The 16,607-nt window shown below is 64.0% G+C and carries 15 protein-coding genes; 2 read left to right on the forward strand and 13 right to left on the reverse strand.

All coding sequences use genetic code 11. The features are described from left to right. Nucleotides 1-150: 150 nt before the first annotated feature. The 9 genes from AC1DUB_RS06580 to AC1DUB_RS06620 all read right to left on the reverse strand — a co-directional run bounded on the left by AC1DUB_RS06580 (nucleotide 151) and on the right by AC1DUB_RS06620 (nucleotide 10,136). Nucleotides 151-801: a 2-hydroxychromene-2-carboxylate isomerase gene (locus tag AC1DUB_RS06580; RefSeq protein WP_477728828.1), complete on the reverse strand. Its 651-nt coding sequence runs from the start codon at nucleotides 799-801 to the stop codon at nucleotides 151-153. A 138-nt stretch (nucleotides 802-939) separates the two neighbouring features. Then, nucleotides 940-1,695 (reverse strand): YbaK/EbsC family protein, encoded by a 756-nt coding sequence (locus AC1DUB_RS06585; protein WP_477728829.1) that lies wholly within the window; start codon nucleotides 1,693-1,695, stop codon nucleotides 940-942. Further along, nucleotides 1,695-2,615: a hydroxymethylglutaryl-CoA lyase gene (locus tag AC1DUB_RS06590; protein ID WP_477728830.1), complete on the reverse strand. Its 921-nt coding sequence runs from the start codon at nucleotides 2,613-2,615 to the stop codon at nucleotides 1,695-1,697. The genes AC1DUB_RS06585 and AC1DUB_RS06590 overlap by 1 nt, the downstream gene beginning before the upstream one ends. A gap of 243 nt (nucleotides 2,616-2,858) precedes the next feature. Continuing rightward, nucleotides 2,859-3,788, reverse strand: a complete 930-nt coding sequence (locus AC1DUB_RS06595; protein WP_477728831.1) for a 2-hydroxyacid dehydrogenase — start codon at nucleotides 3,786-3,788, stop codon at nucleotides 2,859-2,861. Between the two features lie 18 nt (nucleotides 3,789-3,806). Continuing rightward, nucleotides 3,807-5,798 (reverse strand): acetyl/propionyl/methylcrotonyl-CoA carboxylase subunit alpha, encoded by a 1,992-nt coding sequence (locus AC1DUB_RS06600; RefSeq protein ID WP_477728832.1) that lies wholly within the window; start codon nucleotides 5,796-5,798, stop codon nucleotides 3,807-3,809. Next, nucleotides 5,791-6,462 (reverse strand): DUF4126 domain-containing protein, encoded by a 672-nt coding sequence (locus tag AC1DUB_RS06605; protein ID WP_477728833.1) that lies wholly within the window; start codon nucleotides 6,460-6,462, stop codon nucleotides 5,791-5,793. Before AC1DUB_RS06605 ends, AC1DUB_RS06600 begins: the two co-directional genes overlap by 8 nt. 11 nt (nucleotides 6,463-6,473) lie before the next feature. Then, complete coding sequence (locus AC1DUB_RS06610; protein WP_477728834.1) at nucleotides 6,474-7,265, reverse strand: enoyl-CoA hydratase/isomerase family protein; 792 nt, start codon at nucleotides 7,263-7,265, stop codon at nucleotides 6,474-6,476. Between the two features lie 70 nt (nucleotides 7,266-7,335). After that, nucleotides 7,336-8,469: an acyl-CoA dehydrogenase family protein gene (locus tag AC1DUB_RS06615; protein WP_477728835.1), complete on the reverse strand. Its 1,134-nt coding sequence runs from the start codon at nucleotides 8,467-8,469 to the stop codon at nucleotides 7,336-7,338. A 44-nt stretch (nucleotides 8,470-8,513) separates the two neighbouring features. Then, the gene (locus AC1DUB_RS06620) at nucleotides 8,514-10,136 is read right to left on the reverse strand and encodes a carboxyl transferase domain-containing protein (RefSeq protein WP_477728836.1); all 1,623 of its coding nucleotides are present in this window, start codon (nucleotides 10,134-10,136) and stop codon (nucleotides 8,514-8,516) included. A 186-nt stretch (nucleotides 10,137-10,322) separates the two neighbouring features. Here AC1DUB_RS06620 and AC1DUB_RS06625 point away from each other — a divergent pair, with 186 nt between their 5' ends. Beyond that, complete coding sequence (locus AC1DUB_RS06625) at nucleotides 10,323-11,360, forward strand: AraC family transcriptional regulator (protein WP_477728837.1); 1,038 nt, start codon at nucleotides 10,323-10,325, stop codon at nucleotides 11,358-11,360. 197 nt (nucleotides 11,361-11,557) lie between these two features. Here AC1DUB_RS06625 and AC1DUB_RS06630 read toward each other — a convergent pair whose 3' ends face one another. After that, nucleotides 11,558-13,138, reverse strand: a complete 1,581-nt coding sequence (locus AC1DUB_RS06630; RefSeq protein ID WP_477728838.1) for an MFS transporter — start codon at nucleotides 13,136-13,138, stop codon at nucleotides 11,558-11,560. Nucleotides 13,139-13,344: 206 nt separating this feature from the next. Here AC1DUB_RS06630 and AC1DUB_RS06635 point away from each other — a divergent pair, with 206 nt between their 5' ends. Beyond that, nucleotides 13,345-13,617 (forward strand): DUF3297 family protein, encoded by a 273-nt coding sequence (locus AC1DUB_RS06635; protein ID WP_477728839.1) that lies wholly within the window; start codon nucleotides 13,345-13,347, stop codon nucleotides 13,615-13,617. A gap of 152 nt (nucleotides 13,618-13,769) precedes the next feature. On the opposite strand, the gene AC1DUB_RS06640 is transcribed toward AC1DUB_RS06635, so the two are convergent. The 3 genes from AC1DUB_RS06640 to AC1DUB_RS06650 are packed head-to-tail and all read right to left on the reverse strand — an operon-like array spanning nucleotide 13,770 to nucleotide 16,413. After that, nucleotides 13,770-14,729, reverse strand: a complete 960-nt coding sequence (locus AC1DUB_RS06640) for a Bug family tripartite tricarboxylate transporter substrate binding protein (RefSeq protein ID WP_477719059.1) — start codon at nucleotides 14,727-14,729, stop codon at nucleotides 13,770-13,772. A gap of 43 nt (nucleotides 14,730-14,772) precedes the next feature. After that, nucleotides 14,773-15,075, reverse strand: a complete 303-nt coding sequence (locus AC1DUB_RS06645; RefSeq protein WP_477728840.1) for an AtuA-related protein — start codon at nucleotides 15,073-15,075, stop codon at nucleotides 14,773-14,775. Beyond that, nucleotides 15,076-16,413, reverse strand: a complete 1,338-nt coding sequence (locus AC1DUB_RS06650) for an acyclic terpene utilization AtuA family protein (RefSeq protein WP_477728841.1) — start codon at nucleotides 16,411-16,413, stop codon at nucleotides 15,076-15,078. It lies immediately after the preceding gene. Nucleotides 16,414-16,607 lie beyond the last annotated feature (194 nt).

Genomic DNA, 16,607 nt, shown 5'->3' on the forward strand with positions numbered 1-16,607 from the left:
AGTGGAAGCTGTACTCATTATTTTGGGTGTCCCTGACCTAGCTCTGACGTGAAACTAACAGGACCTTGCGCCAAACTTATGCGGGGCTGACAAGTCAAGGGGAAACCCTTGAAGAAATTTTCAGCATGCGAATCGTCCTAGGGAAAACGATTAGCGGCGGCGCGTCACCCCTGACGGCAGCTGACTGACGGCGGTCCAGTCGGGCCCGGCAAACCACGGCTCATCCAGCAGGTAGTCCCGCAGCATCGGCAGCGAGTCCAGGCCCCAGAACAGTTTGTCATCGACCCTGAAAGCGGGCACGCCGAAAACACTCTGCGCAATCGCGTCGTCGGTATTTGTCTTCAGTTGCGCCTTGACCTCTTCGCCCTGCATGTCGCGCAGCGGGGCCAGCTGCTGCACGAGGGATGCAAGGCGCTGCGCATCGGAGGCGTCAGCGCCACCACGCCAGATGTGGCGAAAAACGGTTTCACACACATAGCGATTGGGCGCACCCGGCTCTGCCTCGGGTGCGCACGCCAGGGCGAGCCGCAACAGGGGCAAGGGATTGAACGGATGGCTGGCCGGCATCTGCATGGGAATGCCCCGGTTGTGCGCCATCCACAGCACATGCCGGTATGTCCAGTCGCGCTTCGGGGCGATCTCCGCCGGGCCCAGCTGGCCGTGGTGCTTGAGCATGCCGGCAAAAAGCACCGGCGTGTAGCCAACGCTGTAGCTCACACCCTTCAAGGCTTCAGGCAGGTGTTCAAACGCCAGGTATGCATAGGGCGAGAGGAAGTCGAGATAAAACGTGATGTGCTTCATGGTCGTCCCTCTTGTGTTTGCTCGTGCTCTTGCTCTTGCTCTTGCTCTTGCTCTTGCGTTTGCGTTTGCGTTTGCATTGCGCCAGGCAACGCTGCGTTCCGGTTGCTGCGGTGAATGACGGCGACAAGCGTTCTTCGTTTAGCTCTGCAGCCCCGTGATGCGTTGCCCTATGGTCTGCCAGAGGGCGCGCTGGGCCTCGGGGCCGGAGCGGCCCCAGGCCGAAATCTCGCCGAGCGTGCGAAAACAGCCTTCGCACCAGCCGGTGTCCGCATTGATGCGGCAAACAGAGATGCAGGGCGAAGGAACCACATCACCGGCAGCGCTGACCGTGCGCGCACGCTCGGTCACCAAATCAATGGCGTTCTGGCGGGCCATCGTTTCTTCATCCAGGTCTACCGCGACATCGACCACCGGCGCGCCCGTCAGCAGCTCGAGTTCCTGCGGCATGAGTTTAAATACCGCATGCGGATGCCCGGCGGCGGCCCACACCTCCTCAAAGCGCAACAGGCTCAGGTCGACAAGGGTGATCACGTCTGCGGCATGCGCCAGCGGCGACACGCCGCCGATGGAAAATCCGGTTTTGGCTTTCACAAACTCGGCGTCGGCCCGGCCAATGCGCCTGCCGTCGCTGCACACCAGGGCTTCGACTTTTCTTTCGTCGACCCGCCTGTCACCGGAGGTGACCACCAGCACGGCGGCGTCATCCGACTTGCGGCGAAAGATGATGCTCTTGGCAATCTGCCCCAGCTTCACGCCCAGCGCATCGGCGGCCTGCTGCGCCGTGCGCGCAGCATCGTCGAGCATGACCGGCAAATGCGGGTGGCCGCTTTCCTGCAGGACGGCAGCCACTCTCTGCACCCCTTCCGGCAAGGCTTTCAGTTCAGCGCCACACATCAACCCATCCTCTTGTTAAGCAAGGCCGTCGCCGCGCGGGAATTGGGCTTGCGCTCCAGGAAATCGCTGATGAACTTCCCGGCGTCGATCAGCTTGTCCATGTCAATGCCCGTCTCAATGCCCATGCCGTGCAGCAGGTACACGACATCTTCGGTTGCCACGTTGCCGGTGGCGCCTTTGGCAAACGGGCAGCCGCCGAGGCCAGCCGACGAGGTGTCGAATTGCCAGATGCCCATCTGCAGGGACGCCAGCGTGTTGCTCAGCGCCTGCCCGTAGGTATCGTGAAAGTGGCCCGACACGTCGTCGAGGGCATAGTGCTTGAGCGCGGCCTCCAGGGCGCGCTGCACCTTCAGGGGCGTGCCCACGCCAATGGTGTCGGCCACGCCGATGTGCTGCACGCCAATGTCCTTCATGAGGCGCGCCACCAGCTCGACCCGTTGCGGTGCGATCTCGCCTTCGTAGGGGCATCCGACGGTGCACGAGATGGCGCCGCGAACATAAATGCCGTTGGCCTTGGCCGCTGCCACCACCGGGCGGAAACGCTCGATGCTCTCGGCAATGGAGCAATTGATGTTGCGCTGGCTGAAGGCTTCGCTGGCCGCGGCAAACACCACGATCTCGTCGGGCCACAACTCACGCGCCGGCGCGAGCGCCGCCTCAAACCCCTGCATGTTCGGGGTGAGCACGGAGTAGCGCACGCCGGGCTTGCGCCGTATGCCGGCCATCACCTCCGCGTTGTCGGCCATCTGCGGCACCCATTTGGGCGACACAAAACTGGTGACTTCAATTTCATTGAGGCCGGCGTCCTGCAGGCGGTGCACCAGCTCGATCTTCACGGCGGCAGGCACCGGTGCCTTTTCGTTCTGCAGGCCGTCGCGCGGGCCGACGTCGACGATTTTGACTTTGGATGGAAGTTTCATGTGTGGTCCTTCAGAGCAAGCAGGGGCCGCAGAACCGGCTTAGCCGGGCCGCAGGCGCAGCGGCCCCCTCGGGAGGCAGGGAGTTACGCGAAGCGAACGACCGTGGGGCGCAACTGTGGCCGCAAGCTGGAGACCGGTTCTCAAGCAAGCAGGGGCCGCGGAACCGGCTTAGCCGGGCCGCAGGCGCAGCGGCCCCCTCGGGGGGCAGGGAGTTACGCGCAGCGAACGACCGTGGGGGCAACATCAGTATCCTTTTTTTGGGTCAACCACACCGGCAAGGCTGGCAATCGGCGCGCCACTGTGCAGCGCGCGTATCTTCCCCGCAATCTGCGCAATGCTCTCCTCGCGCAGCGTTCGGGCCGAGGTGTGCGGCGTCACGGTGATGCGGGGGTGCGCCCAGAATGGATGCGACGCGGGCAGCGGTTCCGTGCGGAACACATCCAGCATGGCGCCCGCGATGTGGCCGCTGTCAATCAGGGCGATCAGGTCTTCGTCCACCAGATGGCCACCCCGTGCCACGTTGATCACATAGGCGCCGGGCTGCAGCCGGGCCAGCGTGTCGCGACGCATGATGCCCTCGGTGTCCGGCGTCAGCGGCAGCAGACAGACCAGAATCCGGGTGGCCGCCAGGAATTCCGGAAACCCCGCCTCGCCGGCAAAGCATTGCATGCCGGCCACGGTTTTTGCCGAGCGGCTCCAGCCCATCACCGGAAAGTCGAACTGCGCCAGGGCCTGGCCCACGCGCTCGCCCAACACCCCCAGCCCCATCACGCCGACCGGAAAGTCCTTGCGCTGGCGGGTTTTCCGGTACGACCATTTGCCCTGCGCCGCATCGGCCTCATAGCCGTCGAACTCGCGGAAGTGGCGGATCACGGCATGGCAGACATACTCGGCCATCTGCACCGACATGCCGGCATCGTCCAGCCGGACGACCGGCGTGCCGGCGGGCAGGCGCAGCTTCATCAGCGCATCCACGCCGGCGCCAATATTGAAGATGCCTTTGAGCCGGGTCTGCTCATCCATAAATTGTTGCGGCGGCGCCCAGACGACCGCGTAGTCCGCCGGCGCCGCGCCCGCGGACCACAGCTCAACCTCCGCATCGGGCAGGGCGGCGCGCAGGCCTTCGAGCCAGGGCTGGGTTTTGGTGTCGGTACAGCAAAAACTGATGCGCATGGGTGCTTCCAGGAAAGATCAACTCCCGATCTTAAGCAGTTCCGCGCCTTCAGCCACCTGATCGCCGGGCGCATAGAGCACCTCCTGCACCACGCCGTCGGCCGGCGCCGCAATCGTATGCTCCATTTTCATGGCTTCCATCACCGCCAGCGCCTGGCCCTTGCTGACCTTGTCACCCGCCTTGACGGCGAACGAAACGACCTTGCCCGGCATCGGTGCGGTCAGGCGCCCGGTTTCGTGGTGGGCCATACCGGCATGCTCGAGCAGATCAATGACCGTGATCTGCGTGGCGCCTTCAGGCGCAAATACATAGACCACCTCACCCAGCCGGTAGATCTGCAGCTTCAGGCACTGCGCGCCAATCTCCATGTTCACCCCGCCGCCCACGTCCTCGTAGCTGAGCAGTGCCGCCACGCCGCCGACCTCCAGTTGCATGGCGCCGTCATGGAAGCGCAGCAGTTCGGCCTGGATGGTGTCGCCATGAAATTCAAACTCGAAGGGCCGGGTGCTGGGGCCGTGCGAGCGCCAGCCATCGGTTTTACTGAAGGGGTCGGCCGTCTCGGCCGATTTTTCGGCACGCAGCGTCGACACCACCGCCGCAGCCGCCGCCGCCTGCAGGCCGAGTTTTTCCTGGTGGAACAAAACCGCTTCCTCGCGCGGAATCAAGCCCGTATCGAGATCGGCCACGGCAAAAGAGTGGCTCTGAACAACGTGCCGCAGGAACTGCACATTGGTCTGCAGGCCGACCACATGAAACTCGGCCAATGCGTGGTCGAGCCGCGCCAGCGCTTGCTCGCGCGTGTCGCCATGCACAATCAGCTTGGCAACCATGGAATCGTAATAGGGCGAGATGGCATCGCCCTCGCGCACCCCATCGTCCACGCGTACGGTGCCCCGTTCAAAGCTGGTACAGACCGGCTTCTGGTAGACATGCAGGGTGCCGGTTGCCGGCAGGAAATTGTTGTCCGGGTTTTCGGCGCAGATTCGCGCCTCGATCGCATGGCCCTGGATGCGCAGCTGCTCCTGCTTCAGCGGCAGCTTCTCGCCCGAGGCCACGCGCAATTGCCACTCCACCAGGTCCAGCCCGGTAATGGCTTCGGTCACAGGGTGTTCGACCTGCAAGCGCGTGTTCATTTCCATGAAAAAGAAATTCATCGTGCCGTCAACGCGCTGCTCCACAATGAATTCCACCGTCCCGGCGCCGACATAGTTCACGGCGCGTGCCGCCGCCACGGCGGCTTCGCCCATTTGCTGGCGCATGGCCTCGGTCATGCCCGGCGCCGGGGCTTCTTCCAGCACCTTCTGGTGGCGGCGCTGCACCGAACAATCGCGCTCGAACAGATAAACGTAGTTGTCATGGGCGTCGCCAAACACCTGAATTTCAATATGGCGGGGCCGCTGGGCGTACTTTTCAACCAGCACGGCATCATCGCCAAAGCTGTGCATGGCTTCGCGCTTGCACGAGGCCAGCGCGGCCTCAAAGTCTTCTGATTTCTCGACTGCACGCATGCCTTTGCCGCCACCGCCGGCACTCGCCTTGATCAGCACCGGGTAGCCGATGCTGTCGGCCTCGCGCTTGAGCAGCGCCGGGTCCTGGTCACTGCCGTGGTAACCGGGCACCAGCGGCACGCCGGCCTTTTCCATGAGCTGCTTGGATTCGGCCTTCAGGCCCATGGCCTTGATGGCCGATGCAGGGGGACCGATAAACACCAGGCCCGCACGGGCGCAGGCTTCGGCAAACTCTTCGTTTTCACTGAGAAAGCCATAGCCCGGATGAATCGCCTGGGCGCCAGTGGCCTGGGCGGCCTCAATGATGCGCTCCCAGCGCAAATAGCTCTCCTGGGGCGCACTGCCGCCGATGTGGATCGCCTCGTCGCAAGCACTCACATGCATGGCGTCGACGTCGGCATCGGAATAGACCGCTACGGTCTTGATGGCCATGCGCCGCGCCGTGGCCGCAACCCGGCAGGCGATCTCACCCCGATTGGCAATCAGTATTTTTTTAAACATTTTTGTCGTTTCTGGAAAAAGGAGACTTCAAGGTAAAGGCAGGCGTGGGACCCGGATCCGGCTTGCCGCTGAAAATGCGGGCGACCCGCGCAAACAACTGCATCAGGAAGCGCCAGCAGGTGCGTATCAGCCAGATGCTGAGCGCCAGCAGCAGCACCAGCACCACCGCAAAAACAAAAGGATGCACCACAGCAAGCCACAGGCCCAGCGGCACCATGCCATCTTCCAGCAGCGAGGCCCCCACGTTGCTGAAGGGCTCGGGCGAAGTGTTGATGGCCGCACGCGTCGTGGCCTTGGCCGCGTGGCTGGTGGCAGCCAGCGTGCCGCCCGCCAGCGCGGCGACCAGGGCCATCACGCCGCTGTCGGCACCGAACACCCCGGCGGCCAGCGCCGCACCGGCGGGTATGCGGATCAGCGTGTGCACCATATCCCACAGCGAGTCCAGCCCGGGGATCTTGTCGGCAAAAAACTCCATGAACACCATGAAGCCGCAGGCACCCAGCACCACCGGGTGCGCCAGCAGACGCAGGCCCTGCGGCAGCTCAACCCAGCCCATGAAGCCCGCCAGGCCGGTGAGCAGCATCACCAGGTACAGGCGCACACCGCTGGCCCAGCCCAGCGCGGCGGCCAGGGCGATCAGTTGTGCGGTGTCAAGTGTCTGCATGGGTGCCTCGGTCAGGGTTTACCGGCCGCCAGCCAGCTCGGCTTTCGCTTTTGCAGAAACGATTGCAAACCCTCACGCCCTTCGGCGCTCACGCGCACATCGGCAATGCCTTCCACCGTCATCTGCACCAGCGCCGGCGTGATGAGCTGTTCGGCCACATCCTGAACCAGCTTTTTGCACAGCCTGACGGCCTCGGGGCCGACGTTGACCAGGGCCTGCGCCAGCTCTGCCACTTTGGCGTCCAGGCCTTCCGCCTGGACGACTTCGTGCACAAAGCCGATGCGCAGCGCCTCGGCAGCGTCAAAGCGCTCCGCCGTCAAAAAGTAGCGGTGTGCCGCACGCGCACCCATGGCACGAATGACATACGGGCTGATGGTGGCCGGTATCAAGCCGAGCTTGACCTCGCTGAGGCAGTACTGCGCCGTATCCACCGAGACGGCGATGTCGCAGGCCGCGACCAGGCCGGTGCCGCCGGCATAGACGTCGCCCTGCACTTTCGCAATAGTAGGCTTGGGGCATTCATACACCGTCCGCATCATCGTGGCCAGCCGCCCGGCGTCTTCCAGGTTCTGCTCCCGCGTGTAGTCGGCCATGCTGCGCATCCAGTTCAGGTCGGCGCCGGCGCAAAACGCCGGACCATTGGCCGCCAGCACGATGCAGCGCACATCGGTGCGCGCGCCCAATTCAGCAAAGGCCTGAGTCATTTCGACAATGACCTCGTCATTGAAGGCATTGCGCACTTCCGGACGGTTAAGGGTGACGGTGGCCACCAGCCCGGCGACCTGTAGTTGTAAGTGGTTCATTTTGCGGCAACCTTGTTCATGCAGTCAGACTTTTCAAACTCAATATCAATATCAATATCAATATCAAATATCAATAACGCTTGGCCACTTCTTCCAGCATGACCTCCGTCGCGCCGCCGCCTATGCCCAGCACGCGGGCATCGCGCCAGAGGCGTTCAATGGCCGTTTCGCGGATAAAGCCCATGCCGCCATGAAACTGCTGGCAGGTTTGCAGCACTTCATTGACCAGCTCACCCGTCAGCGCCTTGAGCATGGACACCTCCTGCACGATGTCACGGCCCTGCGTGACCGACCAGGCGCAGTGGTACATGAACTGCCGGGCAGCGCGGGTCTTGGCGTCCAGCATGGCGATGCGCTGGCGGATGGTCTGCTTGTCCCACAGCGTGGCGCCAAAGGCCTGGCGCTGGCGCACATGGTCCAGCGTCATCTTCAAGGCCTGGGTGCAGTGGCCCACCGCCATGGCGGCCAGGGCGATGCGCTCGGTCTGAAAGTTCTTCATCACCGAATAAAAGCCTTTGCCTTCTTCGCCCAACAGGTTTTCGGTCGGGATGCGCACGTTGTCAAACACCAGCTCGGCCGTGTCGGACGACAGCCAGCCGGTTTTCTTCAGCGCGCGGCCCACCGTGAAGCCGGGCGTGCCTTTTTCAACGATGAACATCGACATGTCATGCCGCGCCGTGCCGGTCTTGGCCGCCACGAAATACAGGTTGGCATGCACGCCGTTGGTGATGAACATCTTGGTGCCGTTGAGCACCCACTCGTCACCCTCGCGCCTGGCGGTGGTGCGCATACCGGCCACGTCGGAGCCCGCGCCGGACTCGCTGATGCCCACCGCGGTGATCGTCTTGCCGGCAATCACATCCGGCATATAGCGCGCTTTCTGCGCGGCGTTTCCGGCGTGAAAGAGATGCGGACTGGCCATGTCGGTGTGCACCAGCACCGTGATGATGAAGCCGCCAAAGGTGGACTGCGACAGCGCCTCGGCAAACACGAGGTTGGTCAGCGCGTCGGCCTCGCCTCCGCCGTATTCCGCCTCATACATCAGGCCCAGCAGCCCGGCCTGCCCCATCTTGCGCAGCACCTCGCGCGGCACGCAACCCGCTTCTTCCCAGGCGGCGGCGTAGGGCTCGACCTCGCGGGCAAGGAAGCGGGCGACCTGGTCGCGCAGCAACTCATGCTCGGGGGTGATGTAGATGTTGTCCATGGTGTCTCCGCGCGGCGTTTATGTTTTATGGGGATACCTAGCCGCTACATCCGGAACACGCCGAATTTCGTCTCGGGGATGGGCTGGTTGAGCGTGGCCGACAGCCCCAGCGCCAGCACGCGGCGCGTGTCGGCCGGGTCAATCACGCCGTCGTCCCAGCCGCGGGCGCTGGAGTAATACGGATGGGACTGGTGGCCAAACTGGTCGAGCACCGGCTGCTTGAAGGCGGCCTCTTCTTCGGCGCTCCAGCTGCCGCCCTTGGCTTCAATCGCATCGCGCTTCACGGTGGCCAGCACGCCGGCAGCCTGCTCGCCGCCCATCACGCAGATGCGGGCGTTGGGCCACATCCACAAAAAGCGCGGCGAATAGGCGCGGCCGCACATGCCGTAGTTGCCGGCACCGTAGCTACCGCCAATGATGACGGTGAACTTGGGCACCTGGGCGGTGGCCACCGCCATCACCATCTTGGCGCCGTGGCGCGCGATGCCTTCGGCTTCGTACTTGCGGCCCACCATGAAGCCGGTGATGTTCTGCAAAAACACCAGCGGGATCTTGCGCTGGCAGCACAGCTCGATGAAGTGCGCACCCTTCTGCGCTGACTCGCTGAACAGGATGCCGTTGTTGGCAATGATGCCCACCGGCATGCCTTCAATGTGCGCAAAGCCGCACACCAGCGTGGCGCCAAAGCGCGCCTTGAACTCATGAAACTCGCTGCCATCCACGATGCGCGCAATCACCTCGCGCACGTCGTAGGGCTTGCGCGTGTCGGTCGGGATCACGCCATGCAGCTCCTGCGGGCTATAGAGCGGCGGCGCCGGGGTGCGCAGGATTTGCCCGGGCTGCTTGGTTCTGTTGAGGCTGGCCACCGCCTGCCGGGCAAGGGCCAGGGCGTGCGCGTCGTTTTGCGCCAGGTGGTCGGCCACACCCGAAAGGCGTGTGTGCACGTCGCCACCGCCCAGGTCTTCGGCCGAGACGATTTCACCAATGGCCGCCTTCACCAGCGGCGGGCCGCCCAGAAAGATCGTGCCCTGGTTCTTGACAATGATGGTTTCGTCGCTCATGGCGGGCACATAGGCACCGCCGGCCGTGCAGCTGCCCATCACCACGGCGATCTGTGCGATGCCCTGCGCGCTCATGTTGGCCTGGTTGAAGAAGATGCGGCCAAAGTGGTCGCGGTCAGGAAACACTTCATCCTGGTTGGGCAGGTTGGCGCCGCCTGAATCCACCAGGTAAATGCAGGGCAGGTTGTTTTGCTGCGCCACTTCCTGCGCCCGCAGGTGCTTTTTCACCGTCATCGGGTAGTAGGTTCCGCCCTTCACGGTGGCGTCGTTGCACACAATCATGCAGTCCACGCCATTGACGCGGCCAATGCCGGTGATGACGCCTGCGCAAGGCGCGCTGTCGCTGCCGTCCCTGTCGGGGTACATGGCATAGGCCGCCAGCGGCCCCAGCTCAAGAAAAGGCGTGCCCGGGTCCAGCAGCATCTGCACGCGGTCGCGCGGCAGCAGCTTGCCCCGCGCCACATGCCGCGCCCGCGTGACCTCTCCGCCACCCAGGGCGACTTTAGCCAGCGTGGCATTCAGGTCGTCCACCTGCGCGCGCATGGCGGCGGCATTGGCCTGGAAGTCGGCGGACCGGGCGTTGAGTTTTGTCTCCAGAGCGGGCATAGGTCATTCCTGATGAAAAGGCACAAGCAGGCGCGAAACGGCAACACGGACCGCACTGGGCCTACATGGACCCTACCCTAGAACCTGTTTACGATCTAGCGCCAAACCACTAGCTTAAGGAAAACCCGGCCCCTGCGGGCTGTCACCGAGGTTGCAAATAGCGCCACTCATGCCGAAAATCAGGGCATGCCTGTCCGTACCCCGCCCGACCGTTCCAGCCAGCCCGCCGCCGCGACACCCATGGCCTTTGCCAGAAGCATTGTGGCGGCCTACAAACGCTACGACCGCAGCCCCGCCGAGGCGCTGAAACTGGCACAGATCACGCCAGCCAGCCTGCAGCAACCCCATGGCCACATCACCGCTCGGCAGATGGAGGTGCTGTCCGGTGCCGCCATGCAGGCGCTGGACGACGAGGGCCTGGGCGCTTTTTCACGCCGGCTGCCCTGGGGCAGCTACGGCATGCTGGCGCGCGCGTCCATCAGCTCGCCCGACCTGGGCGTCGCGCTCAAGCGGTGGTGCCGCCACCACGCGCTGCTGACTGGCGACATCCGGCTCAGGCTGACCACCAGCGACGACAGCGCCAGCATCGCCATTGACGAGCATGCCGATCTGGGCGCGGCGCGGGAGTTTTGCCTGGTGCATGTGCTGCGCAACATCCACGGCCTTGCCTGCTGGTACATCGACTCACGTATTGCGCTGCAGGGCGCCCGCTTTCCGTTCGCCATGCCGCCGCATGTCGACGCCTATCGGCACATGTTTCCCGGACCGCTGCGCTTTGACGCACCGCAGGCCGAGATCCGGTTCGACGCCCGCTATCTGGCCTTGCCCCTGCGCCGCGACGAAAAGGCTCTCCAGCAGATGCTGCAGCGCGCCTTGCCACTCACCGTATTGCAGTACCGGCGCGACCGTTTGCTGGTGCAGCAGGTGCGCCAGGCGCTGACGACGAGCCCGACCGAAACTCACAGCGCCGAAGGCATCTCCGGCCTGCTGCACATGTCAGCGCGCACGCTGCATCGGCAGCTGAAGGAGGAAGGCGCGTCGCTCCAGGCCTTGAAGGATGAGGTGCGATTCGAGCGCGCGAAGGAGTTGCTGAACCGCAGCGACAAGCCGGTGAAGCAGGTGGCGGCAGCCTCCGGGTTTCAAAATGAGAAGAGTTTTATTCGGGCGTTTCGGGAATGGACGGGGCTGTCACCTGGGGAGTTTCGGCGGAGAGCGCTGGAATGACGGAATGACGGAATGACGGAATGACGGAATGAAGAAAGCTTGCGATGTGATGTACGCCGGACCGCCGGGTAGCCGCGCCCCGCCTGCGCGCCTGCAAGGCAGCCGGTCACGGCCCATGGCAATGCAGACGACGGCAGCCGGCCAGGTCCGGTCGCCGGCGACTGCCCCTCCATAACCAGCCCGAAAAAACCGTCGCTTCAGCGCTCTGCAATGTAGTGCGACATGCGCGCGCTTTCGCCGTGCGCCAGGAAGGCGCGCACCTCGACTTCAAGCGTGTGATCGGCCACGGTAGCGCGAGCGCGCTGGTGCAGGTAGTCGGCCCATGAGGTCACCAGGAAACGCTCGACATAACGGGACGGTTCGCCCAGGTCCTTGTAGACGCGCCAGAAGGTGGCGCCATCGCGCCGGCGCGGCGCCTTCATCTGGCCAATGGTGTCGAGAAAGGCGTGGTCTTCCCCGGGGCGGATGCGGTAGGCCACCTCCACCGCCACCGGGCCGGCCTCGGGGCTGGGTTCGGCCGCCACGAACAGCTCTTCCCAGGGCGTGCCCTGTGTCACTTCGTGGTCCGCGCCCACGCGCAACGGAAACGGGCGCGCCAGCAGCAGGCCGGCGGCCATCAGCAGGCCGGCCGCGACCAGCGCGGCTGTCAGGCCGGCGATGTCGGACACCGCGCCCCAGAACGCCGAGCCGAAGGCGAAGGCGCCCAGCGCGGCCACGATATGCAGCGCCACCGCGCGCGAGCGCACCCACGGCGGCGCGCTGGACTGCGTGGCGGTGTTGAAGGTCGACATGGCCGACATCCACGCGGCGCCGCCCACCGCCATGGCGCCATAGATCAGCAGCGGCACGCGGACCCATGCGGTGAGCAGCATGACCGCAGAAAACGCCACGCAGCTGGCGCCAACGACAGCGTCGAGTCCGAAACGCACACGCATACGACCGATTACCAGACCGGTGACCACCGCGCCCATGCCCATGCAACCCATCAACAGGCCGAAGCCTTGCGCGCCGGCGCCCAGCTGGCGCTGTGCAATCACAGGCAGCAGTGCCCACAGGGCCGAGCCGGCCGCGCCAAAGGCCATGGCCCGCACCAGTTGCGCCAGGATCATGCGCGAGTGCCAGGCAAAGCGCAGCCCACTCAGCGTGCCGCTCCACAGGCGCTCGGCCGGCAGGCGCGACGGCGGGTGAGCGCGTGGCGGCCAGCGGCGAATCGATTCCCACATGACCAGCGTCGTGAATACCGTGACCGCGAACACCCAGCCCGCACCCAGGAGTGCGAACAGCACACCGGCGAGCGTGGGGCCTATGGCGCGCGCCACGTTGTAGGCAATGCTGACGGCGGTGATGGCCTGCGGCCATTCATCCCGGGGAACCGGGTCCACCACCGACGAGTTCCAGGCCGGCGTCAGCACCGCCGTGCAGCAGCCGCACACAAACACCAGGAAAAGTACCGATGCCGCCCCACCCCAGCCGCCCAGCACCAGCAAGGCCAGCAGCGCGCATGCGGCCACCTGCGCCAGCAGCGCGCTGGAGATCAGGCGCCGGCGATCGCTGGTGTCGGCCAGCACGCCCGCAGGCAGCGCCAGCAGGAACATCGGCAGGAAAACCGCGGTCTGCACGAGCGCTGCGAGGAAGGACGAACCGGTCAGCTCGACCATGAGCCAGGCGGCCACCATGGACTGCATGCCATTGCCAATGAAAAAGACGCCACCGCAAAACCAAAGCCCACGAAAGGCGGGCTGGCGCAGGGGACTCCAGATAGAGGGGGTGATCGGCATGGGATCATTCATAGGATCATTATTTCCCAGAACGGGTAACCGCAGACGACGCTGCGCAGTGATCCGTGGTGAATTCCGGACGGACCGCAATGGGTCTATTCTGTTGAAAACCCGGTTGCGTCCCTATCCAGACCAGTCAAGAATCAAATGCTGGAAAATGGATGTAGATTCGGATGCAGATTCGCGTTAACCGACAAAAGACACCCATGAACGAAGCCACTCCCACCCCCACCCCCACGCCCACTTCATTGCCCCCTCTGCCCGACCGCCTGTCGATTGACCCGCGCAGCCCTCATCACGTCGCGGCCGTGTTCGAACATGACGTGGGCATTCGATTGAATGACAAGGAGCGACTGGACGTCGGTGAGTACTGCATCAGCAAGGGCTGGGTCAAGGTGCCCGCCGGCAAGACGCTGGATCGCAAGGGCAATCCGCTGATGATCAAGTTGAAGGGCAAGGTCGAAGCGTTTTATCGATAGGTAAGGTCAGTTCGCCATGGGCCGCTACCGCCCCGGCGATCAGGCGCAGGGAGGCTCGAGCACATCCGCCGAACCCGGGCTACCCGCGTTCACGCGCGCGAGCCGTGCACACCGCGCATGCTGCCCAGACCCTGCTGCCTTGATTCGGCTATTTATTGCGGCTCGATCTTGGCATCGCGGATGGCCTTGGCCCACTTGGCGGTTTCCAGGCGGCTGCGCTGGGCCAAGGCTTCAGGCGTCCCGGGCTCGACCACGAAGCCAATCGGCGCAAATTTTTCCTGCAGGTCCTTGCTCTGTGCCGCGGCATTGATGGCCTGGTTAAGCTTGGCAATGATCTCGGGTGGAGTTCCGGCGGGCGCAAACATCGCGAAGTAGGCGATCAGTTCATAGTCCTTGAGCCCCAGCGCCTCATTGACGGTGGGCAGCTCCGGAATCGCGGGCGAGCGCTTGGTCGACGTCACCGCCAGGCCGCGGATCTTGCCCGCCTTGACCTGCGGCAGCGTCACCGCGAAATCAGCGGTGAACATCATCACTTGCCCCCCGAGGAGGTCGGTCATGGCCGCAGGACCGCTCTTGTACGGCACGTTGGTCATCTCGATGCCCGCCATGTTGGCCAGCATTTCAGAGGACACCAGCTGCGAGGTGCTGGCACTGGCAAAGGTGACATGGCCGGGCTTGGTCTTGCCCAGGTTGACCAGCTCGCGCAGGGTCTTGGCAGGCACATCGTTGTTGACGGCCACAATGAGCGGCACCGAGCCCATGTACCCCAAAGGCGCGAAGGCCGTGTCCTGGTCGTAGGGCAGCTTTTTCATCAGGCTCTTGAGGGCGGCGTTGGTGCTGTTGGTTCCGATCAGGATGGTGTAGCCGTCGGGTGCAGCCTTGGCGACGGCATCGGCCCCCAGCATGCCGTTGACGCCGGCCCTGTTGTCCACCACGATGACCTGCCCCAGCGTTTCCGACATCTTGGCCGCGAAAGCGCGTCCAATCTGGTCCGTGGCGCTCCCCGCGGCAAACGGCACGATGGCCTTGATGGGCTTGTTCGGGTAGGCCTGGCCGAAGGCGGCGAGCGAGAAACTCGCCACCGCCAGGAAAAGAATCGACTTGCACTTCATGTTTATGTCTCCTGTTAAAAACTGTTTGTTGAATACGCCAAGCTTATTCGATGGACAGGCCGAGAATGGCGGAGCTCAGGCATTTGCCATGCGCATCGAGCGCGAGAGATCGGGTGACACCCCCGCCCAATGAGTCGTGCAGAACGAAATTCAAGGCGCCCAGCTGCGGCACGACGTAGCGGTCGACCTCGCCTTTGACGATGTCCGCGTACAGCGCACGCACACGTTCCGCCGTCACGGAACGCTCAATCGCCGGGAAGTCCCTGAGATCGTAGGCAATGACGGAAATGGTCGACCGGTTTCCCTTGTCTCCGGTGCGGGAATGGGCAATTTCTCGCAATAGCATTTAAAGCTCCATCGTTGTGACAGTTGGCTGAACAAGGTCGCGCGGGACCAGCGTGGAAGCCGCGGCGATCACCTCGCGGACCGACTTGGTGACACCTCCGCCGCTGGCAGGCCCATTGAGGTACATGGCCTCCACCTCATTGGCCACCCGCTCGGCGTCTTTCCTGCTTCCCACGCGCATGGCCACGCGTGCCCGGACTTCATAGGGCTGGTAGCCAGCGGCCAGGGTTTGACCATGGATGGAATTTACCCCGATGAGTTCATAGCGGCTATCGAGGGCATCAATACCCGAACTCTCCAGGCGCTGCCGCAGTACATCCAGGGCCAGCCGGCCCCGCGCCTCGGCCCCCAAGCCAGCGTAGGAAATCTGGCCTTCGCCGATGAAGCCGTCGCGGTGTCCCACGGTCACCTTCAAGGTCGCCGGGCGCGGATGGCCGTTGGCACCTGCTATGCGTACCCGATCGGGCCCGACCTGGGTCAGCGTGACACCCGAAAAGTCCGCGACCACATCCGGCTGCAGGTATCTGGCGGGATTTTCGACCTCATACAAGAGCTGCGCCGCGCAGGTGGCAGTCGTGACGCAACCGCCCGAACCCTGCACTTTGGTGATGATCGCGCCCCCATCCGCGGACACTTCCGCGATGGGGAAGCCCAGTCTCGCCAGATCGGGCACATCGCGATAACCCGGATCGGCGAAATACCCGCCAGTGATTTGCCCGGCGCACTCCAGAAGATGCCCGACCACCGTGCCCTGACCCATCATCTTCCAGTCCGACATGGACCAGTCGAACTCATGGATGAGCGGGGCGAGAAACAGGGCCGGATCGGCAACACGTCCCGTGACGACCACATCGGCGCCGAGGCGCAGCGCCCTCACCAGCGCCTCGGCGCCAATATAGGCATTTGCTGAAAGCACGGAACTTCCGAGAGAGCGCAGCGGTGCGCCACTCTCGAGGAGGGTCAACTCGTGATCATGGAGGCGCGGCAACACGTCGTCGCCCTGAACCACCGCCACCTTCAGGCGGTCCAACCCCAGCTCCCGCGCGATGTTGATGATTTCCTGTCCCGCCGCCTGGGGATTGGCGGCCCCCATGTTGGTGATGATCTTCACCCCCCGGCCGACGCATGACAGCAGCACCGCCTCCATGCGGTCCCTGAGCAGGGGGTCAAACCCCAGACGGGCATCCCTGCTCCGCTCCAGCTGGGCCAGGGCAATCGTGCGCTCCGCCAGGCACTCGAACACCAGATAGTCCAGCTCGCCCATTTCCGCCAGCTCGATGGCGGGGGGAATGCGGTCCCCCGAGTAGCCGGCACCGGCACCAATGCGGATGGTTTTCATGGAATGGTCTTTCAGCGGGTATCTCTGTGTCAAAGTGCAACGTACCAACGTACCAACGTACCAACGTACCAATGTGGCACGGTCGCACCAGACGAACTATGGATGAAGCAAGGGCCCCTGTAAATTCGAAACTTTGGATGGGACTCAAAGGAAAATCGAATGACTCCCCTTCCCGAGGGCAAGGGCAAGGGCAA

Source organism: Polaromonas sp. P4_F9 (assembly GCF_056401235.1).